We start from the raw sequence: 24,095 nt of genomic DNA on the forward strand, positions 1-24,095 counted from the left end.
TTTGATCGTATTCTTTATATCACGCCACCACATTACCCATAAACCGCGCCACACCGGTAACTAACACTTTCATCATTAATCCTTTGTTATTAATCCACATCATGAGATGCGCGCCGAGCTAAGATTATCTTACAGTACACTCACTTGGTGCAAGCGACAGGGCCGCCAAAAATCGTGCATCCATCAAACATCTATGTATAATGCAAACGCATTTCCGCACCATGCGATATACCAAAATCAAAGCGATACACCAAAACCAGACAAAAGATAAAGGAAAGGATCTTGCTGCTTACTTCTCGCCAACGGCTCACCAGCTTATTGTGTTTGATTTACTTCACCACCTTGCTTATCACGCCCGACTCGTACAAATATGGCGCGATTTTATTGGCGGTCACCGCTCTGATAATGTTGCCGAGTACGTGGCAGGCGCTAAAAACACGCCCCGCCATGCTGATTAGTGGCTCATTGGTGCTCTACTTTTTGGTCACACTCGCCTTTGCCCTGCCGGGCGGGCATTATACGCAACTGGATATGCCTAGCCGTGTGCTGTTAGCCATTTTGATTTTTGCGTTGCTCTTGACGTATCCCCCCTCGCTGAAAGCCATTTTATATGGCTGTGGTATAGGGGCGTCTGTAGCGGGAAGCATCGCACTGTATCAGCATTACATACTCGATATTCGCGCGCTTTCGACCGGCGGATTTATGCCGATCCAAGTGGCAGGCATGGCGGCCGGCTTAAGCGTTTTTAGCATTTTTGCCTATATCTATAGTTGTCAACGAAGGTTACCGACCTTAAAGGCCATCGCCTTTCTAGGCATCACCCTTGGCTTTATCGCCACGCTACTTAGTGGCGGCCGTGGCTCATGGGTGATTACGCCCTTTATCGCCTTGTGGGCGCTGGTTTATTATCGCAAGGTTTTCTCGCGCCGCGATTATGTCGCCATGGGAGCCAGTATTGCGCTCATTATAGCCACCGCCCTCGTGCCTGCGTTAAACCGCGCTGGCTTGGTCTTATCGGATTTGGCAAGATACGAGCAAGTGACCGAAACGCCAATGCACCCGGAACCTGTTAGTCAACCAAAAGCATCGTCACCTCAAGACAAAAGTCAATCAACAAAGGCGAATACAACACCATCATCGCAAACATCCCCAGTAGCAGCGACTACACCTTCTACACCGCGTGTTGGCAGCTCTTCAGGAGTTAGACTTGAGTTATGGAAAACGGCGTTACACTTGTTTACCAACAACGTCATCACAGGAACAGGCTATACCGACTTTACTGACAAAAAACAGGCATTAGTTGACAAACACCAAGTTGACTCAATCGTAATGCGCTTTAGTCGTGCCCACAACCAGTTGTTAGAAGAACTACAAGTCAAAGGATTGATTGGCGGGTTAACCTTGATTGTGCTAATGGCCGCTCCTTGGTTAGCAACCAAAAAAAACAACACAGGCGACACGCCAGACAAACATTTTGCCACCATGATGCTGCGCAGCCATCTTATCCTGATTGCTGGCTATATGCTGACGCAACATTACCTTAACCACCACTCCGGCATTCTGTTTTTCTCTCTTGGGGTGGTGATATTCGCGAGCATAGCGTTGAGGGCAGAAGCTAGAGACTAGAGACTAGAGACTAGAGACTAGAGACTAGAGACTAGAGACTAGAAAGATCTTAGGATCCTAGGTCCTAGACACTACTTTCCGTTCTTTCCTGTATTCAAGATCCCGAATCTCGCGTAGATCGTGGCACCATTGGCGTAGGTCGGCATAAGCGCCAGCACAATGCCAATAATTATCTCAATACTGGCCGCGCGCCCGTTGCACGGCGCCATCGGACATCAAAGCCAAATTTGGCGCCGGTGTTAAAATTGGCGCTGATCGTGACAGGCGCTGTAGATAAAGTTCCTAGGGCCTAGGATCCTGGGAACTGCTTTCCGCCCTTCTCCGTATTCAATATCCCGAATCAAGGTCGGACAAACACCAATGCCACCATTGGCGTAGGTCGGCATAAGCGCCAGCACAATGTGAGTCATGAATACCCAAGCCGGCCGCGCGCCATCCGACATTAAAGCCAAATATTGACTTCGATCGTGACAGGCGCTGTAGATAAAGTTCCTAGGACCTAGGCCCTGCTTTCCGCTCTTCAAAAATTTGTCTTCGCATCAAACTTAACGACGTTTTTCTCGTTCGGATTAACGGATGCTTCAGACGCTTTCCAAACCAAATCACCGAGGGTGTGGTCTTTACAAAATTGCGTCGGTGCGTCTTGAAGCATTTTTTGAATACGTGGGTAATCAAACGCTTGGCAGGCGCTGTCAAGTTGGGTGATGATGGATTCAAAATCCACTAATGAAAGCGAGACTTCGTTTGCCGTCATAATACGCTCGTGGCCTGTTCCTGCCACATTGTCACCAATTAATAGCTCTTCATACAGCTTTTCACCTGGACGCAAGCCGGTGAATTTAATTTCGATATCGCCGTTGGGATTATCCGCTGATTTTACCTCGAGCCCGGAAAGGCGAATGAGGTTTTTGGCTAAATCAACAATTTTGACCGGCTCACCCATGTCCAATACAAAGACATCGCCACCCTTGCCCATGGCGCCTGCCTGAATCACAAGCTGTGCAGCCTCAGGGATGGTCATAAAATAACGAATAATATCGGGGTGCGTGACGGTGACCGCAGCGCCCTCGGCAATTTGGCGCTTGAATAAAGGGATAACCGAGCCTGAAGAGCCCAATACATTACCAAACCGCACCATGGTGAATCGGGTTTGATGAGAGTGGCCGCTTTCTCTTGCCAACGCTTGCAGGGCTAACTCTGCCATACGTTTGGTCGCCCCCATCACATTGGTAGGCCGCACAGCTTTATCGGTTGAAATTAGCACAAAGGATTCAACGTTGGCAGCAATCGCCGCTTTTGCACAGTGGTAGGTTCCGAACACATTGTTACGAACCCCTTCGATCACATTGTATTCAACCAAGGGAACGTGTTTATACGCCGCCGCGTGGTAGACCGTTTGAACGTCAAATGCTTTCATGATGGTAGTTAATCGGTTTGGCCTTTGTACCGAGCCCAACAGAGGAACTATTTGCGTCGCAACGTTTAACTGTTTAGTCAGTTGATTTAACTCTTTGTCAATTTGATACAAGCAGTATTCTGACAGTTCGAGAAGCACTAACGTTTTGGGTGATTGCGCGAGTATTTGGCGACACAGCTCACTACCAATTGAGCCTCCCGCGCCGGTGACCATGACTACTTTACCAGACGTATTCGCTCCCATAAGCGTGGGCTCCGGCGCTACCTGCTCACGCCCAAGCAAGTCATCAATCGCAACATCTTTAAGTTGATCAACAGACGCTTTTCCTTCCACAATATCGTCAAAATCAGGCACCGTAAGTACTTTCACAGGTAAATGAATCAAGCTATCGATAATCTCTTTACGTTCTGTACGGGTTGCTCGCGGCATAGCTAGCAGAATCTTGTCAGCATTAAAACGCGTGACCACACTTTCGACAGACGTCGCGGGATAAACACTTATCCCCTGCACCACCGTTCTCGCCAAGGCCGGGTTGTTGTCAACAAAAGCTTTAACTTGGTATTGGCTTGAACTACGCAAAGCATTAGCTAGCTGGCGGCCTGTTTCTCCAGCCCCATAGATAACTACTTTATCAAATTGTCTGTCTTTTTGCGTTTGCACAATTAGCTGACGAACGGCAAGACGAGCGCTGCCACATACGAGCACTAAAAAGGTAAAATAGATAAAGGGAACAGTGCGAGGAATAGCCGCTTGTGAATAGAAAGATAACGTTGCGACTGTGACTGCAGAAATAAATGCGCCTATCGCTACCACAAGTAGCGCATGAAAAGTAAGATACCTCAGCACCGCGCGATACAAGCCTAAATGATAAAAGGCAACAATTGTAACACCCACCGTACCAATGGCTACTAAGACCATATTGTTTGGTAACGCGACGGGCAGTTCACCTAATCGAACAACTAACGCACCAAACAAACATCCAATAATTAGTAGAGTATCGATAAAAATACTAATCAAGCGTTTGTAAACACGGGGTAAAGACCAAATAAATTTCAGATTTCCTATAATCATATTGACTTATTTTACTCTATCTATTAACTGGGTCGACAACATCACGATTTAACGTAGTGAAGATATGATAACGAGAGCAATACTTTAAACTCATTTTTTTATCATTTTCATCGCCTATTGTCATATAATGCATTCGATATAACCATCTAACTCTCTTACCAATTTTCGCTCATAATTATAAAATTCGCAGACATAGTAAATCGTATAACAACGACTAATTACCAGACTATTTGTAGGAAGAGAATCGACTCCTGAAATTAATTTCATGCAATGGATCTCGACCAGTCTTGTCACATTTCATTTTAGTGATCTTTAACAAACCAGATCCACACACAACCACAGGATTATTTTCTTCTTTAAAAATTATTTTCCCTGGAGTTCTGTTTTCGACGACTACATCTTCTAGCGCTTCTGCTTCCAGTATTCGGTAGCAATTATCGCCAACAATAGTCTTAGCATATTTATAGGGGAATCCTACCGCATCTATAAATCTGCGAATAACTCTGGCATCCAAACTCCAGTCCACAAAGTAATCGTTCTCATCGCGCCATAAGCTATATGTTGCATACGATTCATCTTGCTCTAGCGATGGTATTATTTCGTTCATTAAAATGCGCTCAAAAATCTTTACTGCAATCTTTGCATAAAGTGAAGAAATAATATCAATTGCTTGTTGAATCTTTATCGGGTAAGTAATGTTAACTGATTCTTGATAGAGAATAGCACCTCTGTCGTAATCTTTAGATGCGTACAACGCTGTTGCCCCTATCTTTTCTTCCCCATTTATTAATGCAGAAATAACAGGAGAGAAACCTCTATATCTGGGTAGCAGAGAGTCGTGAAAAACTATAAGTTTCGATTGTTTAGCATCTATAAGCCAACGCCAACCAATCGCAATACAGTAATCGCTATCCACAGTAAATACATCTGATTTATCGAAAAACGGGACGCCAAAATGCTTACAAACTTTTGTTATTTCTTCATAATAGTCATATTGAACATTTTTATCACGGCTTACTACGACTTTGTCAACCCAGCTTGAGTAGTGAGGTAAGATGTTGTCTAGAACATTAATACTTTTTTCTGTCATACAAAATAAAGTCACTTTAGCCATATTTATCTCTGTCTATTTCATAATTTCTTTGCAACAATCAGGCAGCTTGCACCAAAGCGCATCTTTTCTTTATTACGTATTGAAGTGACCTCTGAAGAAAGAAGCTTATTAATAATGTAAGTGGAAACACCAGAACTAAGTTGGTGATCCTTTTTCGGACTAGATACAGATGACACTGACTTAAGCCCAAAATTAAATGGCAATGTTCTTAACAAAAAAATAGGTAATGGCAACGGTCTAAAAAAATAACTCGAATATTCAATTTCAAATCCAACTTTCTTAATTAACTCTTCAATACTTCTTAGCGAGTATCTTCGATAATGCCCTGCGATAATATCTTCATGCGACCAAAGAGATTTCCAAGCTGGAACGGTTATATAAAGGCGGCCATTCTTCTTTAACAAATCCTGAAGTAAGAATAAAAACTCTTTATCATATTTGATATGCTCTAACACATCAAATAGACCGACAGCAGGAAGTGATTCAGAATGTATCTTAGCAGACTCTACCGTTGCACAAATGACTGTATCGATATCTCTCTGTTTCGCCACTAATGCACCTTGTATGCCTGGTTCAAGCAAAGCCACCTTAAAACCTTTACTTTTTAAACCCATTGAAACAAATCCATTTCCACCACCAACATCAAATATTACTCCATCATTAGGTGGTCGAAAATTAGATACCGCCGAAATAATACAGTCGTTTCTATGTTTAAACCAAAATGATCTATCTTCGATCCTGGCGTAGATTTGGTGTCCATCATCAGGAAAAGAAACAGTCTCGCATGTTTCACTGAAATATATACCATTCTCACCTAATTCTAGAATATTACTGATGTCACTTATATCTTTCATCACGCTTTTCCTTGCTTAGATTGCTTTTCCTTACTTCTGTTCTTACCAATACAATTTAATGATTCAATCACTGGTGGGGAGAACGAATTTACTACAAGAACCTGCTTAACCTTTGAGACGTCGCAAGCCTCCTCAAGCAGGAAGTCTCCCGCACGCTTTCTCTTTGCATCATTACCATATAGATATATTCCGTACCCTCTTACTTTTTCCTCTTTAATGGCATTGAGCAAAGGCACACCGGTTACCGAGTATAAAAACATTCCAGCAGCCCATTTCTCACCGTAATCATGAGGAAGCTCATGATAAACCTCACTAGGTAAATATAATGCTGACTCTGCTTTTGAGTGATTACTCCTATCAATAGTTTCATTAACTTTTCGCCTAAAAGTATATATTTCTCCAGACTCGGAAATAAACCACCCACGATTACGCCAGTTTTTAATAGACGAAAATAATGATAGATTTGGCTGCATGAGTGAGTTGTTCAACACACGGTACGGTTCTCTGTTTCTATCTAATAATTTTTCCGAAAAAGTTGAAAAGTTCACTATCGAGTATATAGACATTACTACCACTAACAATACATAAAGAACACTTTCGTATAATTTATTCTTGTTTGCATTATCTACAAATATAGGAATATTCAAGCCAATAAGTATAAAACTATATGATAACAATACTGTATAAGTGGCTAACTGAAAATAGCCTTTGTCCGCCGGACCCAAATTAGTGCATACACTTACGACAATGGCACAAATAATGATGAGAAAGCCAGAAGACGAGAAAAAATAACACTGTTGAATATTTGTTTTACGAATAATCAGAGCTGGTAAAACGCAAAAACATATTGCATATGCTATCCAGTGGGAAGAAGCCACTAAATCTAATACACTCGAAAACGTCACATTTCTCAGATTTAATCCGTGTGTGGCGCTGCTCTCAATCGGCATATTCATAGAATAAAGATAAAAGAATAATAACCATAATGCACCGAGTACGTATGTTGAACTGCTTTTAGGGTGCTTGAACAATACAACACAGCCTATAAAAGCTGCGTATATAAACCCAAAAGAAACTTTACCGAAAGAAATAACGATTACCAAGAGAAAAAAACTAATCAAGTCAATTAGTGAATTACTTTCTTGTATAAATAGCTTTCTATATACCCAAGGAAGCGTTCCAAGAAAAATAAGAGTGGGCAACCATAATCCATGTGAAATAACAGGAAGCCACATGTCAATGTTTAGAGGTATAAATACAGTAAAACCAAACATCGCGATAAATGGAGTTTCCCCTACTAGCTTTGATACTAAAAGGCATAACATAGCCAACAGTGCGAAACGCTTTAATAAGGCGAACATACCATAAGCATCAAATGGGTCTAACCCCGTTGCGAAAACAATAAAAGCATCAAAGTAATGGCTCAAAACATGATATATCATTGGTGGAGCACCATGTTGCCCAATACTCGGATAGCCAAAGTTCAGAATACTCTGAATGATTGATACATGAAACACGGTATCATCGTACCAACCTCTTAAAACAGTTCCTATACCTTTCTCTGCTTCCAATAATGGAAAGGTTCGAAAATAATCTGCGTGATGCATACCCAGCGGCATTGTCATCAGCAAGGCGAGTAGCAAAAATAAAAGAAAAGCATAAATAACATCGGACTTTATTGACAAGGAAATTTTCAATTCATGGCCCAACATTATCGCCAAGCCGATAACAAGAGAAAGATATAGTCCGGATGCCCACATCACCTCTTTAAGGGAAAACTGCTGAAATATCAGATAGCAATAGAGTAAGGTAAAGGAGAATAGAAAGCATATACTCAAGCAAGCTACATTGCTAACACTATGTATTCGTAATGAATTATGGAGTCTTCTCATCATTTTATGATTACCTGAAGGGATATTCTCTAAGTTCATCTTTAATCGCCTTCTCTAGGGTATTAACTATGAACTGTTGCTGCTCCTCGGTAATACCAATCCACAATGGCAGTCTTATCAATCGATCCGAAACACTATTTGTAACTTCCAAGGTTCCAAAACTCCTTCCAAACCGTTTGCCAGCAGGCGAAGAATGAAGAGGAATGTAATGGAATACTGCGCAGATACCCTCGTCTCTCAACTTTTCTAAAACTGGCTGTCTTGACACATTGCGAGGGAGTAAAACATAGTACATATGAGCATTATGCTGACAGTTTTCTGGTATATAGGGGCGAGATATAATCCCCTGACTCTCAACATTTTCACACATCGTATGATAATTATTCCACACAGCTATCCTTCGATTTGTTATCTCAGATGCGTCTTCAAGCTGTGCCATCAAAAATGCTGCAATAATCTCTCCTGGCAGAAAAGATGAGCCTTTATCTTGCCACGTATATTTATCTACTTCATTCCTAAAAAACCTACTTCTGTCAGTCCCTTTCTCTCGGATGATTTCGGCTTGCAGTGACATCTCTTCATTGTTAACAATAAGAGCACCACCTTCTCCAGATATAATATTCTTCGTTTCATGAAAGCTAAACGCCCCTAAGAACCTATCCCAAAAGGGATTTATTCCAAACAATGAGGCCACAAGCAAAATGCAACATGGCCTCGTAGTTTTCGATTTTCTTTTCCCAACGAACAAGCAATCTACGATAACGGTTTAGCCAGCTATGAGTTCGCTCAACAACCCAACGATGAGCCTTAAAATCATCCGATTGCTTCAAGCTCGCGGCCTCTTCAGCACGTGATTGAACATGGGGAATGTAGTTCAAAGCAACCAGTTCATCATGTAACCACTGGCCTGTATAACCTTTGTCTAGGTACAAAGGTACTTTCAGCGGCGGCCGATAACACTCTAGTGCATCTAATGTTTGAAGTACCAGCTTAATGTCGTGGACGTTTGCGCCATCGCTAACAACAGCCAGTGGCAATCCATTCGCATCCGTCAACAAACTGCGTTTTACGCCTTGTTTCGCACGGTCTGTTGGGTTCTTACCTGTTTTTTTGAGCCAGCTAAAGGTGCTTTAGTTTGGCACCCGTCCATTGATATGGAACTCCAATCAACCCCTTCGTAAATCAGGCCATTTTGCCAAAATCGCTCAAAGACTCCTGCATCTCGCCACTCTTGAAAACGACGATGTGCAGAGCTAGAGGAACAAATACCTGTCGCGTTAAGCGCATTCCACTGACAACCAGTTCTGAGAACAAAGAGGATGCCGTTCATAGCATCACGATTATCGACTCTCTTTCGATGTGTTCCTAGAGGATGGTTCGTCTTGTGGATTGGTAAAAGCGGCTCAATTTTTGCCCAAAGGGCGTCAGAGATTAGGTATTGTGTCGAATTCATTTACAGTATTTTCAATAGGTGTTGATTTACTCAGACAACACCTATTGAGATAGGTTCTAAGTCCCCCAAACTTCCTAAAGGCTTACCCTCATAGCTAGACAATACTCCTTGGGCGGCGTCTTCAATCACTTTCAATCCGTGTTTTTTAGCAATTGATAAGATCGTCTGCATTTCACAGCTTACACCCGCATAGTGTACGACAACAATGGCTTTTGTTTTTTCGCTAATAGCGGGTTCGATCAATTCCTCATCAATGTTCAACGTATCGGGTCGAATATCAACAAAAACTGGCACTGCACCTCTCAACACATATGCATTCGCTGTAGATACAAATGTATAAGAAGGCATTATTACTTCATCTCCTGGCTCTAAATCTAGTAACATTGCTGACATTTCAAGTGCAGCTGTACAAGAGTGAGTTAACAACGCTTTAGCACTACCACAATACTTTTCTAACCATTTATGGCACCCTTTGGTGAAAACACCATCCCCTGCCAATTGTCCTAATTGCTTGGACTCTGAAATATAGTCGAGCTCTTTCCCTGTCATGTAAGGCACATTAAATGGTATTTTTCTATTATTAATCTTCATTCCTTACCTCTTCCATGAAATTTTCAGTTCCATATAGAATAAATTATAAAAAATTACTTTTCTTTAAATACAAAGCACTTATTGAGAGTAAAAATAATTATCGCCACAACTATCATAGATACAGCCTGGACATATTGATGCTCCAAGAGAAAGACATCTACGAACAAATAAAGAATTATAAAGTTAACACCATAACCAACTGCGTGAGAAGCAATATATCTATTAAAAGCCTTTTTTTTCTTTGACTTATACTCAAAAGTCCAGATTGCATTAGCTGAGAAACTAATAAATACAGCGCATAGATACAATATTGTCATCGTTACCTTGGGTGTTCCACCTAAATATGTCACTGTTAAGTAGGTGAAGTAGACGACAGTATTGCTCGCCATACCAACTAATGAAAACTTTAAAAACTGTTTACTTAACAACATCTACACCTAATATATATATACATGAACGTATATCTTGGAAAGTTTTCACTTTTGATGTGTCCTCTTCCCTATTATATAGAGCGGTCTTTTTTTACTTTCATCAAATGTTTTTCCAACATACACTCCAATAATACCCAGATTGAATATAATGACGCCTCCTATGAGATATAAAGACACAATAAGACTTGTCCAACCCGGAACGGTAACCCCATTTAACCATGAATAAGTTAGCACATATATACCATAGATTAGCGATAGAAATGACATCAAGAAGCCGAAACGAATCGAAAGCCTAAGTGGTTTATCGGAGTAAGCAATAATCGTCTCGGAGGCTAACTTAAACAATGCTCGATATGTGTAACTTGATTTGCCATCATATCGAGATGAGTGCTGAGCTTGAATTGAAGTGGTTTTAAAACCCATCCAAGATACTAACGCGCCAAAAAACCTCAACTTTTCTCGCATATCTCTGAAGCTGTCTACTGCTTGTCGAGACATTATACGAAAATTCCCACTGTCTCCATCAAATTTCACATCAGCCAAATAACTAAAGAACTTGTAAAAGATCTCTGAAGTGATCCTTTTCACTAAAGGATCTTTTCTTTTTCCTCTTAACGCAAGAACAATATCGAAGCCTTCTAGAGCTTTTTCATATAATCTTGGAATCTCCTCAGGCCTATCTTGAAGATCACAATCCATAACCACAATCCAGTCACCTTCTGCGTGATCTAATCCTGCAGTAATTCCATAATGCTGACCAAAATTCCTGCTAAACTGAAATCCCTTTACCCTTTTGTCATAGAGTGACATTTCTTCTATTTTTTCCCAAGAACCATCCTGTCCACAGTCTTCAACAAGAATAATTTCAAAGTTTTTACTAACAATTTCAAGAGAAGAAACCAAACGAGAGTAAAGTTCATCAAGGCAGTTCTTTGCCTTATATACAGGCACGACAACAGAAATGAGGGGGGTCATTATTCGTCTCCTCTATTTTTTACGGCATCGCCACTCCCCATACCTTTTAACGTCATAAATATATATCGGAAGTAGTTTTTTGTAGAAAGAGTGTCTAACATTTCTCTGTCCATCTCAGCCAGTTTTTTAGGAGTAGACATATCAATGTTGTAAACTTGTGCCAAGCCAGTAATACCTGGTAGAGAATCATAGATATTGAGCTCGTCCCGCGCTTTGATCAATTCTTCTTGATTGAAAAGGTTGGGACGTGGCCCAACCAAGCTCATATCTCCCTTCACAACATTAATGAGCTGAGGGAGCTCATCCAATTTTGTTTTCCTTAGTATTTTCCCAAAAAAGGTAATCGATTCTTTGTTAGCAAGATGGCTAGCAACCGATTCAGTATCAATTTTCATAGTTCGGAATTTTATTAATTTAAACGGTTTCTTATTTCGACCAACTCTAGTTTGGATAAAAATAGGTGAGCCGGTATCAAAATACCCCGTAATAGCTACAATAACGATAACTGGAAATAAAAAAATCAGCCCCAAAACGGCTAATAAAAAATCAATTAATCTAATCATTTTTTACTCTTTCACTTAATCTTTTTCTGTACTTACCAGAGTCAATAGTCAAATCACCAAAGATTAATTCAAACTCTGATTTTTTACCGAGTAACAATGAAGCCAACTTAAAAAAAACAATAGGAATAGGTAAATTTTTTATATTCTTTTTTTGGATTATTGCCAAACGCTCAACAAGCTCTTTTGTCGAGATAGCATCTCTGTCGGCTACTACAAAGATTTCATTTGAAACTGGGAAAGATAGACAGGTGAAGTTCTCAAGTGTTTTCACTAGATTCTCAACAGAAATATAGTGTCTTTTGTTTCTCACTCTTCCAAATGGAAGAAAAGTTGCTTTTTCAATCCACTTGATAAGTCTAAAAAGATTCCCTTTAACTCCTTCTCCGTATACTAATGGCGAACGAATGATAACAACTTCCATATCACAAGACTGCGAAATTTCTAATAAATTCTGCTCACATTCTATTTTCGCTCTAGATGCAGTATTGTTAGGAAAAACTGATGTTTTTTCTGATATAGGTGATGAAGAAGTGGTGATACCATATACAATGGTTGAACTTAAAAAAACAAACCGCTTTATTCCATAGCTCGCAGCTAGGCGGGCAAAATCACATACGGCTTGATGATTAACCTTATCAATACGATCGTCTGTAGCATTAGATAATGCTTCATGAGCAATTCCAGCAAAATACATTACAGTATCGCAGCCCTCAAATATAAGCCCATCATCTGGACATTGAACAATATCCTTTATTATATATTGTTCATAACGGGCCAGCTCAGGACAAAACTCTCTCACGACTAAACGCTTAACCTGTACATCTTTTACAAAGTGGCGACCAATAAAACCAGTCGCGCCAGTTACTAGAAGAGACATCGCTTTATCCTTCGATTAATGAATTGAGGGACTTTTCCAACCGAGTTATCAATTTTTCTTTATTGAACTCCGTCGACGCGTATCTATAGCCACTCAATCCCATAGCACGACGCTTTTCGCTGCTTAAATTACAGAATATTTTTATATTATTAAACAAAGCACGATAGTCATCGGACCCACAAGTAATTCCACATTTGGCGATATCAATCAGCTTAGAAGTAGATCCATCAATCATTCCCAAAATTGGTAAAGATGCCAACATATATGATTGTACTTTACCTGGAATAGTCCGAGAAAAAACATCATTACTCTTTAGTGATACTAAAGCTGCATCGGCTTTTGCATAGAAACGTGGCATAGCATCTAGAGGATGTTTTCCAAACAATATGATAATTTCTTCGAGGTCGAATTTTTTTATTTCTTCCTCTAGGCGCTGACGTCGACGACCATCGCCAATGATACTGAACTGGACTCTTAAATCACTTTCTTTAATTAGCTTTGCACACTCAACAAGCGCATCGAAGCCCTGTGCATCGCCGATATTTCCAGCAAAGATAATATTAATATTATCTCTATCATAATTATCTTTTCTATTTATAGAAAAAATATCTTCTGCCCAATTAGGAAAAATAACTTTTGGTGTACCCGAAGCGTCACGTTTTTCTATGGCAGATAAGTATTCCTCAGACTGGGCGAGAATAAGATCGCAGTGCTTATAAACATATGATACTAAACGCCCAATAATCCCTATTACCCTATCAGATTTAACCGCTCCCACTGCTTGTAATGACTCAGGCCATAAATCTAATGACCACATGACTAAAGGTATTTTCTTTTTCTTTTTTATAAAAATAGCCGGTAATACTGAAGTTACAGGACTGAGCTGACAAGCTAGTACAACGTCAAAATCTCTTTTTCTTAGGGTTTTCGCTCCTTTATATGCTGCCGAGACAACAAAAGAAATATAATTGAGAAAAAGGTTCAAACCTCCTTTTTTACGTGGCAATATACTAGCGCGGATTATTTTAATACCAGATAAGTTATCATAGCATTCCGGTTCAGATATATATTCTGGGAATAGTTCTCCATCTGGATAGTTAGGTTTCCCAGTAAGTACCGTTACATCATGCCCTCTCTCTGTTAAAGAGATGCATAAATCATTGATTCTAAAATTTTCAGGCCAAAAATATTGGCTAACGACGAGAATTCTCAATTTAACTCCAGATATAATATAAAATATTATAGTGAAATACTTTTAGTATTCTTTCCAAACTACGCGCTTGACATAATCAGTGTATGAAAGAATGATTCTCACCATTTTGTCGGATACATTAGGCATACTATAGTCATAGACTTGGCGAAGGAGACGCTCATTACCACTTGGCTGCGATTCAAGAACTTGCAGTGCTTGCATAACTCTTTCAACACCCAAGCCAACCATCATCACTGAGGCTTCCTCCATGCCTTCTGGTCGCTCATGTGCTTCTCGCATATTTAGCGCCGGAAAGTTCATAATTGATGACTCTTCATTTATAGTACCACTATCAGATAGGACCACTTTGGCATTCTTCTGTAAATGGTTATAATCGTGAAAGCCCAATGGCTTAAGCAACTGAATGCGCGGATGGCACTCTAACTCCTGCGCTTCGATTCGACTGCGTGTTCGGGGATGTGTTGATACAATAATAGGTAAATCATAATGCTGGGCGACCGTATTAAGAGTTTCTATTAATTTCGCTAGCTGTCTAGGAGAATCTACATTCTCTTCACGATGTGCGCTAACTACAAAAAATTGGCCTTTGCACAAACCTAAGCGAGTAAGAACGTCTGAACGATCAATTTGAGGCATATAGTGATTAAGTACCTCAAACATCGGGCTGCCAGTCTTGATCACACGATCGGCTGGTAAGCCTTCAGCGAGTAGATAGTCTCGGGCAATCGTACTATACGTTAAGTTAATATCTGCGGTGTGGTCAACGATACGACGATTTGTTTCTTCCGGAACGCGCTGATCAAAACAGCGATTACCTGCTTCCATATGAAAAACTGGAACTTTACGCCGTTTAGCGGGTATCGCTGAGAGACAAGAGTTGGTATCACCCAGCACTAACATCGCCTCTGGTTGGACTTCGTCAAGGACTTGGTCCACTGTAATAATAACATTGCCAATGGTTTCTGCGGCACTTTTACCGGCAGCGTCAAGAAAGTAGTCTGGTTTACGTACTCCCAGATCACTAAAAAATACTTCGTTCAGTTCATAATCATAGTTTTGGCCTGTGTGTACCAAAACATGATCACAATACAGATCGAGTTTAGATAATACGCGAGACAGTCGAATAATTTCAGGACGTGTGCCCACAACGGACATTACTTTAAGTTTTTTCACTTCACTACTCTCGGTTCAAGATAAAGGAAAGGCAACGGTATCGGGTGCTTCACGGTCAAAGATTTCATTAGCCCAAAGCATCACAATCATCTCTTCGTCACCGATATTAGTTATGTCATGTGACCAACCAGGAACAGTTTCAATTATTTGAGGTGATCCACCATCAGCATAAAGCTCATAACGCTCACTTGTTTCTATGTTTTCAAATCTAAATAATGCTTTGCCCTTAAGGACCAAAAATTTTTCATTTTTACTGTGATGATAGTGGCCTCCGCGTGTAATACCTGGGTGAGCGGTAAAGTACGAAAACTGGCCCGTGCTCTTAGTTTTTAATACCTCACTGAACACACCTCGATGATCACCGTAGCTTGGGATAGAGTAGCTAAACTGTTCTGGCTTCATATAGCTAAGATACGTGGAGTAGAGCGCGCGCGTTAAGCCTGAGCCAACATCTTCAGTGATTAAATTAGTTCTACTCTCTTTGAAATTTTGTAGTAATCTGGCAACATCGCCTACAGTGGTAGAGTATTCTGGCGTTATACGCTTGTAGCCACTTTTGTCTTCACCTTTCAATAGCGCAATGAGGCTGCTACAAACATCATCGATATAAACCAAGGTAACAACTGCTTCTGGATCGTTAATCTTGATATCTAGTTCATTTAGAATATTGTGACAAAATGTAGCCACAAAAGAATTGTAGTTAGGGCGACACCACTTGCCAAATACATTGGGAAAGCGATAGATAAAATAAGGTGACTGTGTTTTATTTCCGTACTTCTCCACCAACTGCTCAGCAAGTCGTTTACTTATCCCATACGCGTTATCTTGTTTTGCCTGAATAGAGGAACTCAACACTACCGGTACACGCTTACCGCTACAACTTAATTCTTCGAGAATAAACTGGGTGTATTCGGTGTTCCCATAGTGAAATTCTGCCTCATCTTTGGGCCGGTTAATACCCGCAAGGTGGAATACAAAGTCTGCTGAGTGGAGTGACTCACATAACACGCCCTTCGGAGTTGCACGATCAACTTCGATAACGTCTTCATAGCCACACTCACGAAGCATCATGCACAAGTTTTTTCCGATAAATCCTTTAGATCCGGTCACAACAATTTTCATTTATACCCCCTCAGGTACAACTAAACTGCCAGCTTCAATGTCTCTTATAAATTCGAGCTTTCTTAGCAGTGTAATCATACCGTCTACATCTAAGCGTTTGGTATTGTGCGAATTATAATCTTCAATAACGGATAGATTCTTGTCACCTTCATCATTATACTTAGCATAGTTCAAATCACGGTTATCGGAAGGTATTCTAAAATACTTGCCTTGATCTTCTGCGACAAACATCTCTTCGCGACTGCATAATGCTTCATAAAGTTTCTCTCCGTGTCTTGTTCCAATCACGTTAACGGTATGATCTGGTTTTTGCGTTATATAGCGCAATGATTCAACCAACGTTTCGATCGTCGCCGCGGGTGCCTTTTGAACAAAAATATCACCATTACTACCATTCATAAATGCATGAAGTACTAAATCAACGGCATCATCAAGGGTCATCATAAAGCGAGTCATATTAGGATTAGTAATAGTAATAGGAACATCATTGATAATTTGGCGTAAAAAAAGCGGGATTACGGACCCACGAGAAGCCATTACATTGCCATACCGTGTCGCTGATATTACCGTTTTATTTGGATCTACATTACGAGATTTAGCAACAATCACTTTTTCCATCATTGCCTTAGAAATTCCCATTGCATTGATTGGATAGACAGCTTTATCAGTACTTAAGCAGACAACGCGATTAACTTCATTTAATATCGCTGCTTCAAGAACATTTTCAGTACCTACAACGTTTGTTTTCACAGCTTCCATAGGATGAAATTCGCACGAAGGTACCTGTTTTAACGCGGCGGCATGATAGATATAATCAACGCCCCGAGTAGCATTCAAAACACTTCTATAATCTCGAACATCACCAATATAGAATTTTATCTTATCGCTATTATACTTCTTACGTAAATCATCTTGCTTTTTTTCATCGCGAGAGAATATTCTTATTTCTTTTATATCTGTAGTAAGAAAACGTTCTAGAACAGCGTTTCCAAATGATCCTGTCCCACCAGTAATTAATAAAACCTTGTCATTAAATACATTACATTTCATGTAGAGTCATCCTTCGTAGCTTTACTTATAATTAAATTCTTCACATGAGTTTATCTGACTTTTCTTGCGTAAAGAATACATATAAACGAATGTGAGGACCCAAAAAGATATCATATTTTCTAGAAAGCTAAACACTTGGTTATTAGCTGGGAGATAAAAAAACATTAAAGCAAACAGGGGAAGCAATATTTTCGCGATGAAATTGTTATAGAAAAGAGCGGAAGTTACAGTGCTTGAGAAAAAGTATCCTATGAAAAACATGACCACGATAACACCATAAAAAGAAACATCATTAGCAAAGTAACTGTATGCCGAATGCCAATAAATATTCTCGTCCCAAATTTCTGTTATTTTTCTTTGATATGTTCTCTCGCGTATATCAAACCCCAAATAATCTTCAAAAACTCGTTGTAGAAAAACAGAGTGACCTAAACCATAGGTTGAGTCCCAAGATTCATTTAGAGATATAGACATTCCTTTATAACCCTGAACTATGTATACAGTCAGTTTTTCATAGAAATCATACAGAACACTAGAGTCATCTTTGCGTTTAAACTCTATGCCATTCGCGGTCATGTAATCAAATGACGCTGTCCGCGCGCCATGTACAACGACATTATATAACGATGCTCCAGACTTTACCGCATAGAACTGCCAAAACGAGAAGAAGAAAATAACTAACAAGGAAAATAAAACGCCTTTCCTTCGTAATATTCCTTTTATACCTCCATCTTCATAATCATTCGACATAAATATTACCAGTAAGCTTACCAGAATAGTAAACAGGTAGAAAAAGTTAATAGAACTCAAGCTCATGGCTACACCACTTAATATCGGAATGATTAAAACCAAAATCCCAAATAAGCGTTTGCAAAAATTTAGCTTTCTCCAATTGAACACCAAAATCGGTAGAAGCGCGTATTTAAACACACCGAAAAAAACCATCAGAGCAGTAAGATATTTATTCCCAACATAGTCACCCGAATAAAGTTTTTCAGCGTAAAGATTTCTTGCTTGAGCAGGATCAATAAAACCTAACTTTATCAAGTCTATCACTCTAAATACATCGAAACTATTTGACATAGTAATATTTTTAAAAGAAATCAAGCATCCCAAAAATGCTAAAGTCAATATTGTCCAATAGTATTTATTTGCTAATTTGGAAAAGTTAGGTTTTGCTTTATTTTGATTGTTCCTACCATATCTCAATTGAACAATGTAACCTAAGATAAAAGCAATGTGGTAAAAAGCAATAAAACCAATTAACGTTGGTGCATTAGTTATATTCCAATTCACCGGCCCATAAAAAACTAACCAGATAGTTATGATTAGGTATAATTCAACTAACAGTAATGGTAATAGAGTTCTATATTTTTGCACAGGTTCCTTCCTAGATTTTTAGTTCCCACCTCGCACGTCTAGCACGCTCTACGATTTTTTTATAATGAGTTCTATGTTTCTCTTCGTCAATACGTAACCCTCTCATCGAAGATGTTATTTTTGGCAACGCCATTAATAGTCTTAAAAGATAAATATAGTAGCCAATATTGAGAACTTTACCTATACGCCCGCCAGCTTTATAACAAAACAATCTATTTCTTGTTAAAAATCTTCCAATATAGCTTTTGTCAACATTAATTAAATACTTAAAAACGTCTTCTTTATCTTTATTATACCTCTCAGAATCAACAATATAAATTGATCCTTTTGTTCTTCTATAATAAATGTATACTCTATCTGACGTGAAGAATTTTAACTTAGGATAAATTGACGACAATGATGCCATCATGGGAAAATCTTCAGTGACACGAAACTGACGGATAAAATCAAAAACAGATTTGTCTTTTATAAACTTATTTCTGTAAAGAAGACTTGGAGTATTTATAACACTAATATTCTTAATTTTAGAGAGAAGAGTTTTATTTTTATAAATGTGCTGAGTCGCATACAAGTGAAACATTAGATTTTTTTTATATAAAATCTTTCCATCAATGAGTAATAAAGGCAAGCCTGAAACAAAATCATACTTTTCTAGAAGGTTAGCTTCTAAAAAAATGTTTTCGTACGAATAGACATCATCACCAGCTAAAACTTTAAAAGCCTCATCACCGATATGTTTCCAAATGTTTGTAAAACTATGGCCAACACCTCTATTAACTCCATCGCCTAGAATTATACATTCCATAAAAAGATCAGCGTTATAACTGATCCATTTTTTGATGATCTCTAAAGTGTTGTCGCTAGAACCATCATCTGAGACAACTAGCTTGACTCCAGCTCCTTTTCCATAATTTAGTATTTGATACTTAATACTCTCTAAATGCTCTAGAATATAATCAGAATGATTATATGTGATTATTCCAAATGTAAAGTCTATTCTATTTTCCATACTCTTTAAATCTCTAGAAAGAATTGAAACCCCTAGTCCGTCAACACTCTCATCTAACATTAAAAATCATGAACTCTTCTTATTCTCTTTTTGAATCGTTCTATTTCTTCTTTAAAAACTAAATTCATCAACGATAGGTATGTCTTATAATATAATTATTACAAAAATGATTTTGGGTCGGTAGAGGCTTAACTCTAGTTAATCATAAAACTTAAGCATCTAATGGATATAATTAAATCTGTGCATGTTCACAAGAGAAAATAGATAAATACGCTTGCTTCAATGTGAACTTTCTGACAGAACATTGTTATTCCATTTCATATAATAGTTAACGTTATTTTTATCTCACGATTTATGAAAGGATAGAAGTTATCGATAATACATTATCAGTGACCTTGGCATTTAAAATCATCATAAATCATATACTTACGCACAGCATACAAGAAAAAGACAAGTTTTACTTTTTTGAAAAGGATTTTCTCTGTTTATATTTCTGACTACTCAACATAATCTAACACGGATTTTTGTGTATACTGCTCGTATTAATGGAACGAAAGCCTTCACTCCAACCATCCTGAGTCCGAGTAAAACAAAATTAACTTTCCACTTAAAGCTATACTTATCCTCACGAGAAAATGCATTTGCATAGCCTCTTAATTCAGGGTCTAAGGACAAGTCATATTTTTTGACAGCAGGGGATACAACCTTTTCTACCCATTTACCTCTACGAATCGCTCCACCTAAATCATATTGGTAAACAAACACATCCTCTTGAGAAGGAATTGCACAATGAAATTCATACTTGTCGCCATATGCTCTAGCACTTCCAAAAAATTCCCAAGCCCAAGCATTATCAATTTCGCCAGTCATCTCTTGCAATACAGTCTTTCTCCATAGAGCAGGACTCGAGTTAACTTTATAATCAGTTGTTTTTCCTATCCTGAAGAATCCATCATAAGACGCGATATGTGTGTTTGGGATATTATTGAAGTAAAAAACTCCTAACCTCCGATTTTCTTCCATTAACTCAATGCATTGCTTGATTTTTAGAATATTAACTTTGTCCTCGAGAATGAAGTCATCAAACAATGTAATTATATAATCTTTTTCTACGTGGTTTAATACATTTAACAGTCGTTGCCCCCAGTGAGGCTGGCTTAATGTTCTATTTACATTTTCCGTATTTAGCTTCAAAGACCCAAATGTTTTAACTTTAGTTTCAGTGTTAAGAATAATATCTAATGTGCATCCTGGCCAGTTCTCTGACAAAGCAGAAAAGAACATATCCCAGACATCTTCATACGCATCACATGACTGAACAACAAGTACGCATGATTCCGATATGGTTTTGTTGATGCTTAAACATTGTTCTTGGCTAAGCATGGTTTACCATCTCCCTAAAGTCTGGATTTCGTGAAAAGAGTTCATCATAGGTACCCGAATCTTTCACTGTCCCTCTATCTAAATAATAAATGATGTCGCACTTACTAACTGTTTTCAATCGATGGGCAATCATAATAATTGTTTTTCTTCCGTTGAAATCGTTGATTGCTTCCATGATGAGTTTTTCAGTAATTCCATCCAGAGCACTAGTGGCTTCATCAAATACTAAAACAGATGCGTCCTGATATAGCGCCCGTGCAATACCAATTCTCTGTCGCTGCCCACCAGATAACTGTACTCCTCGTTCACCTACTTTTGTATCTACTCCTTGGGGTAGCTGCTCGACCAAGTCTTCAAGCCGCGCTAGTTTAAGTGAACGATAGACTCGATTCATATCAACTTCATTCTTGTGGAGTCCAAAAGCAACGTTTTCAGCTATGGTGCCTTCACACAAAAAAATTGTTTGGGGTACAAAACCAATTATATTTTGCCACGACCGAACATTATCAGAATTTATTAATTTGTCATCGATTTTTAGTGTTCCAGTATTCGCTTCAAGTAGTCCCAGCAGTATATCAATTACTGTTGATTTTCCAGAGCCTGACGGCCCCACAATCCCAATTGTTTTGTTGACTGGAAAAACCATGTCTAAACTATGTACTGCCGGAGAACTTTTATTAGGATATTTAAAGTTTATGCCATTTAGCTCAATAGTCTGAATAGGCTCGATACGACTGGTTATTTCATCATCGTCAGACTTAGAGCGCTCCCACTCACTTTTTTGGGATGCTATCAATTCGGGCCTAATTTCCTCAAAAGCAGCAATATTCCCTTTAATTAATGCGATGCTCGCATAGATTTGTTGAACTGCAGGCAATAGTTTTAAACCAGCGAGAGCGTAGACAGCCAATAACGGAAGAATCGCGCTTAATTTACCATCATGCGTTTGAATAAGAAAAAGTATCAGCCCTATCATTGCCCCAAATGCAATGAACTCCATAATATATCGAGGAGCTAAACTCAGCGCATTATTTTGGCCATTAGCTTCAGCAAATTTCACACCACTTTCTTCGAATTTATCTATAAAGTTTTTCTCTCGATTAAGAAGAAGTACATCTCTGATCCCTCCGAACCCTTCATTCATGAGTCTAAATCTAAGTACCGACATGTCAGAAATATCTTGACCATTTAATTTTAGACGATTTTTAATCGTCCGATATAATATGATGTACGCAACAAAAAAAAGAATAGAAAGTGAAAGAGCTATTTTTGGATTGTACGCAAATATAGCAACCACAATACTGACGGCAAGCACAATTCTTGCGTTCATTTGAATCAAGGGAAGAATAACTTGGTTGGTTATTCTAATAGACTCTGTTGATACTTGCTTAATAAACTGCGCAGTTGTTCCGGAAGAGTGAAACAACCAATTCTGCCTTAAATAGTGCCGAAAAAGGCGATCTGATATTTCGGTTCCTATTTTAAAAGAAAAAATCGATATCAGCCATGTAGTTATCATCGAAACAGCCGATGCCGCCCCTAGAGTTAATAAAACCAAAACCCCTAAGATAAAAAGAAAGTCATAGGGGCTTTCTGAATTAGAATATGCATAAAACGATGAGAGAAAATCGTTTTTTTCAATCAAAGAAATATCGCCAACTAAGGCCATAAAAGGACCAATGGATGCGATTCCAACAACTTCCAGCATTGCCATTGCTAACACAAGTATCTGCAAAAGATAGAATCTTTTTCGCTGCTGTGGCGTAAGTAAATAAAACAGCTCTTTAATCAGCTTTAGCATTACGCAAATCCATTTATTTTTTCAATGATGTAGGTAACGTTTTCTTTTGAAAGCGTTGGACTAATTGGTAGACTTAATACCTCATCATGTATTTTTTCAGTTAATGAAAGCTTCATTTCATTGAGTTCACTATATGCTTTTTGTTTATGAGGTGCTGTTGGGTAGTGAATTACAGTCTGAATATTATTATTTTGAAGGTAGCGCTGTAGCTTCTCTCTTTGTTCATGCCGAATCACAAACAAGTGAAACACATGACTTTCATTATTCTCCCACACTGGCAGTGATATTTTTTGATTCTTAACTTCTTTTATATAACGTCTAGCAATTTTCCGACGCCTCTCAGTTTCATTATCTAAATGCTTTAATTTTACACGGAGCATAGCAGCTTGTATTTCATCTAGACGGCTATTTATACCTTGGTAAAGGTTTTGGTATTTTTTGTGTGAACCATAGTTACCTAACGCTTTCAAGGTTTCGGCGAGATCAGCATCGTTGGTAGTAATGGCACCCGCATCACCTAGTGCGCCAAGGTTTTTGCCTGGATAAAAGCTAAACCCAGCCGCATGGCCCCAATTCCCCGCACGCTTGCCACCAATTTCTGCACCATGTGCTTGCGCACAGTCTTCAAGTACGAGCAACCGGTGTTCTTCTGCAATTTGCATAATCTCTGGCATTGGTGAGATTAATCCATACAAATGTACAGGAAGTATTGCTTTTGTCCGTGGTGTAATCGCAGCTTTGATGCTGTCTCCGCTCAAGTTATAGGTATTAATAGCCGGTTCAACCAGTACCGGCTTTAGGCGATTCTCAGTAATGGCTAAAATACTGGCTATATAGGTATTAGCTGGTACGATAACTTCATCGCCGTCTTGCAGCTTACCTAGTTCTTTCCACGCTCGTAGCACCAATGTGAGCGCATCTAAACCATTTGCCACACCAATTGCGCACTTGGTACCGCAATAGGTTGCAAATTCCGCTTCAAATTGTTGTAACTCTTGACCTTGAATATACCAACCAGAATCGATCACTCGTGCACAAGCTTGTTTTAGTTCTTTTTGATACTGTTGGTTGATTGCTTTCAAATCTAAAAATGAAATCAC

Annotated in this window: 20 protein-coding genes and 1 pseudogene; 1 reads left to right on the forward strand and 20 read right to left on the reverse strand. The window is 39.0% G+C overall.

All coding sequences use genetic code 11. The annotated features are described in order from the left end of the window. The first annotated feature begins 282 nt into the window (after positions 1-282). Positions 283-1,626, forward strand: a complete 1,344-nt coding sequence (locus N7E60_RS09505; protein ID WP_269597322.1) for an O-antigen ligase family protein — start codon at positions 283-285, stop codon at positions 1,624-1,626. A 520-nt stretch (positions 1,627-2,146) separates the two neighbouring features. On the opposite strand, the gene N7E60_RS09510 is transcribed toward N7E60_RS09505, so the two are convergent. The 20 genes and pseudogenes from N7E60_RS09510 to N7E60_RS09600 form a co-directional block, all read right to left on the reverse strand. Continuing rightward, on the reverse strand, positions 2,147-4,108 hold the full coding sequence (locus N7E60_RS09510) for a nucleoside-diphosphate sugar epimerase/dehydratase (protein WP_269598573.1): 1,962 nt from the start codon (positions 4,106-4,108) through the stop codon (positions 2,147-2,149). A 232-nt stretch (positions 4,109-4,340) separates the two neighbouring features. Then, a complete protein-coding gene (locus tag N7E60_RS09515) occupies positions 4,341-5,228 on the reverse strand; it encodes a methionyl-tRNA formyltransferase (protein WP_269597324.1) in 888 nt (295 codons plus the stop codon). 17 nt (positions 5,229-5,245) lie between these two features. Further along, positions 5,246-6,082, reverse strand: coding sequence for a class I SAM-dependent methyltransferase (locus tag N7E60_RS09520; RefSeq protein ID WP_269597325.1), 837 nt, complete (start codon positions 6,080-6,082; stop codon positions 5,246-5,248). Then, on the reverse strand, positions 6,082-7,842 hold the full coding sequence (locus N7E60_RS09525) for a hypothetical protein (RefSeq protein WP_269597326.1): 1,761 nt from the start codon (positions 7,840-7,842) through the stop codon (positions 6,082-6,084). The genes N7E60_RS09520 and N7E60_RS09525 overlap by 1 nt, the downstream gene beginning before the upstream one ends. Before the next feature lie 142 nt (positions 7,843-7,984). Next, complete coding sequence (locus N7E60_RS09530; protein ID WP_269597328.1) at positions 7,985-8,659, reverse strand: DegT/DnrJ/EryC1/StrS family aminotransferase; 675 nt, start codon at positions 8,657-8,659, stop codon at positions 7,985-7,987. Then, positions 8,631-9,427, reverse strand: a protein-coding gene (locus tag N7E60_RS09535) for an IS5 family transposase (protein ID WP_269597063.1) whose coding sequence is annotated in 2 segments (ribosomal slippage) — positions 8,631-9,086 and positions 9,089-9,427 — 795 coding nt in all. Because the reading frame shifts where the segments join, the coding sequence is not laid out codon by codon here. Before N7E60_RS09535 ends, N7E60_RS09530 begins: the two co-directional genes overlap by 29 nt. A 45-nt stretch (positions 9,428-9,472) precedes the next feature. Continuing rightward, positions 9,473-10,018, reverse strand: a pseudogene (locus N7E60_RS09540) (aminotransferase class I/II-fold pyridoxal phosphate-dependent enzyme); the annotation flags it as partial. A gap of 53 nt (positions 10,019-10,071) precedes the next feature. Then, positions 10,072-10,449: a GtrA family protein gene (locus N7E60_RS17415; RefSeq protein WP_408642322.1), complete on the reverse strand. Its 378-nt coding sequence runs from the start codon at positions 10,447-10,449 to the stop codon at positions 10,072-10,074. Between the two features lie 45 nt (positions 10,450-10,494). Next, a complete protein-coding gene (locus N7E60_RS09545) occupies positions 10,495-11,424 on the reverse strand; it encodes a glycosyltransferase family 2 protein (protein WP_269597329.1) in 930 nt (309 codons plus the stop codon). Continuing rightward, the gene (locus N7E60_RS09550; protein WP_269597330.1) at positions 11,424-11,987 is read right to left on the reverse strand and encodes a sugar transferase; all 564 of its coding nucleotides are present in this window, start codon (positions 11,985-11,987) and stop codon (positions 11,424-11,426) included. Before N7E60_RS09550 ends, N7E60_RS09545 begins: the two co-directional genes overlap by 1 nt. Beyond that, entirely contained in the window at positions 11,980-12,864 is an 885-nt protein-coding gene (locus tag N7E60_RS09555; RefSeq protein WP_269597332.1) for an NAD-dependent epimerase/dehydratase family protein, read from the reverse strand. Before N7E60_RS09555 ends, N7E60_RS09550 begins: the two co-directional genes overlap by 8 nt. Before the next feature lie 4 nt (positions 12,865-12,868). Next, positions 12,869-14,077, reverse strand: a complete 1,209-nt coding sequence (locus tag N7E60_RS09560; RefSeq protein WP_269597333.1) for a glycosyltransferase family 4 protein — start codon at positions 14,075-14,077, stop codon at positions 12,869-12,871. Positions 14,078-14,119: 42 nt separating this feature from the next. Beyond that, a complete protein-coding gene (gene wecB / locus N7E60_RS09565) occupies positions 14,120-15,250 on the reverse strand; it encodes a non-hydrolyzing UDP-N-acetylglucosamine 2-epimerase (RefSeq protein WP_269597334.1) in 1,131 nt (376 codons plus the stop codon). Between the two features lie 15 nt (positions 15,251-15,265). Further along, positions 15,266-16,372, reverse strand: coding sequence for a UDP-2-acetamido-2,6-beta-L-arabino-hexul-4-ose reductase (gene wbjC, locus N7E60_RS09570; protein WP_269597335.1), 1,107 nt, complete (start codon positions 16,370-16,372; stop codon positions 15,266-15,268). Further along, entirely contained in the window at positions 16,373-17,422 is a 1,050-nt protein-coding gene (locus N7E60_RS09575) for a polysaccharide biosynthesis protein (RefSeq protein ID WP_269597336.1), read from the reverse strand. A 21-nt stretch (positions 17,423-17,443) separates the two neighbouring features. Beyond that, entirely contained in the window at positions 17,444-18,802 is a 1,359-nt protein-coding gene (locus N7E60_RS09580; RefSeq protein WP_269597337.1) for a hypothetical protein, read from the reverse strand. Between the two features lie 10 nt (positions 18,803-18,812). Beyond that, positions 18,813-19,871: a glycosyltransferase family 2 protein gene (locus N7E60_RS09585; RefSeq protein WP_269597338.1), complete on the reverse strand. Its 1,059-nt coding sequence runs from the start codon at positions 19,869-19,871 to the stop codon at positions 18,813-18,815. Positions 19,872-20,312: 441 nt separating this feature from the next. After that, the gene (locus tag N7E60_RS09590; protein ID WP_269597339.1) at positions 20,313-21,194 is read right to left on the reverse strand and encodes a hypothetical protein; all 882 of its coding nucleotides are present in this window, start codon (positions 21,192-21,194) and stop codon (positions 20,313-20,315) included. Beyond that, positions 21,187-22,995 (reverse strand): ABC transporter ATP-binding protein, encoded by a 1,809-nt coding sequence (locus N7E60_RS09595; protein ID WP_269597340.1) that lies wholly within the window; start codon positions 22,993-22,995, stop codon positions 21,187-21,189. The genes N7E60_RS09590 and N7E60_RS09595 overlap by 8 nt, the downstream gene beginning before the upstream one ends. Next, positions 22,995-24,095: a DegT/DnrJ/EryC1/StrS family aminotransferase gene (locus N7E60_RS09600; protein WP_269597341.1), complete on the reverse strand. Its 1,101-nt coding sequence runs from the start codon at positions 24,093-24,095 to the stop codon at positions 22,995-22,997. The genes N7E60_RS09595 and N7E60_RS09600 overlap by 1 nt, the downstream gene beginning before the upstream one ends.

The sequence above is a fragment of the Salinivibrio proteolyticus genome, from assembly GCF_027286365.1.
GTDB lineage: Bacteria > Pseudomonadota > Gammaproteobacteria > Enterobacterales > Vibrionaceae > Salinivibrio > Salinivibrio proteolyticus.

Coding starts and splice junctions, on each gene's coding strand:
- N7E60_RS09545 (WP_269597329.1), bottom strand. CDS start 11,424: ATGACCCCCCTCATTTCTGTTGTCGTGCCTGTATATAAGGCAAAGAAC.
- N7E60_RS09555 (WP_269597332.1), bottom strand. CDS start 12,864: ATGTCTCTTCTAGTAACTGGCGCGACTGGTTTTATTGGTCGCCACTTT.
- N7E60_RS09525 (WP_269597326.1), bottom strand. CDS start 7,842: ATGTGGGCATCCGGACTATATCTTTCTCTTGTTATCGGCTTGGCGATA.
- N7E60_RS09550 (WP_269597330.1), bottom strand. CDS start 11,987: ATGATTAGATTAATTGATTTTTTATTAGCCGTTTTGGGGCTGATTTTT.
- wbjC (WP_269597335.1), bottom strand. CDS start 16,372: ATGAAAATTGTTGTGACCGGATCTAAAGGATTTATCGGAAAAAACTTG.
- N7E60_RS09590 (WP_269597339.1), bottom strand. CDS start 21,194: ATGCTTAGCCAAGAACAATGTTTAAGCATCAACAAAACCATATCGGAA.
- N7E60_RS09520 (WP_269597325.1), bottom strand. CDS start 6,082: ATGAAAGATATAAGTGACATCAGTAATATTCTAGAATTAGGTGAGAAT.
- N7E60_RS09515 (WP_269597324.1), bottom strand. CDS start 5,228: ATGGCTAAAGTGACTTTATTTTGTATGACAGAAAAAAGTATTAATGTT.
- N7E60_RS09575 (WP_269597336.1), bottom strand. CDS start 17,422: ATGAAATGTAATGTATTTAATGACAAGGTTTTATTAATTACTGGTGGG.
- N7E60_RS09585 (WP_269597338.1), bottom strand. CDS start 19,871: ATGTTAGATGAGAGTGTTGACGGACTAGGGGTTTCAATTCTTTCTAGA.
- N7E60_RS17415 (WP_408642322.1), bottom strand. CDS start 10,449: ATGTTGTTAAGTAAACAGTTTTTAAAGTTTTCATTAGTTGGTATGGCG.
- N7E60_RS09595 (WP_269597340.1), bottom strand. CDS start 22,995: ATGCTAAAGCTGATTAAAGAGCTGTTTTATTTACTTACGCCACAGCAG.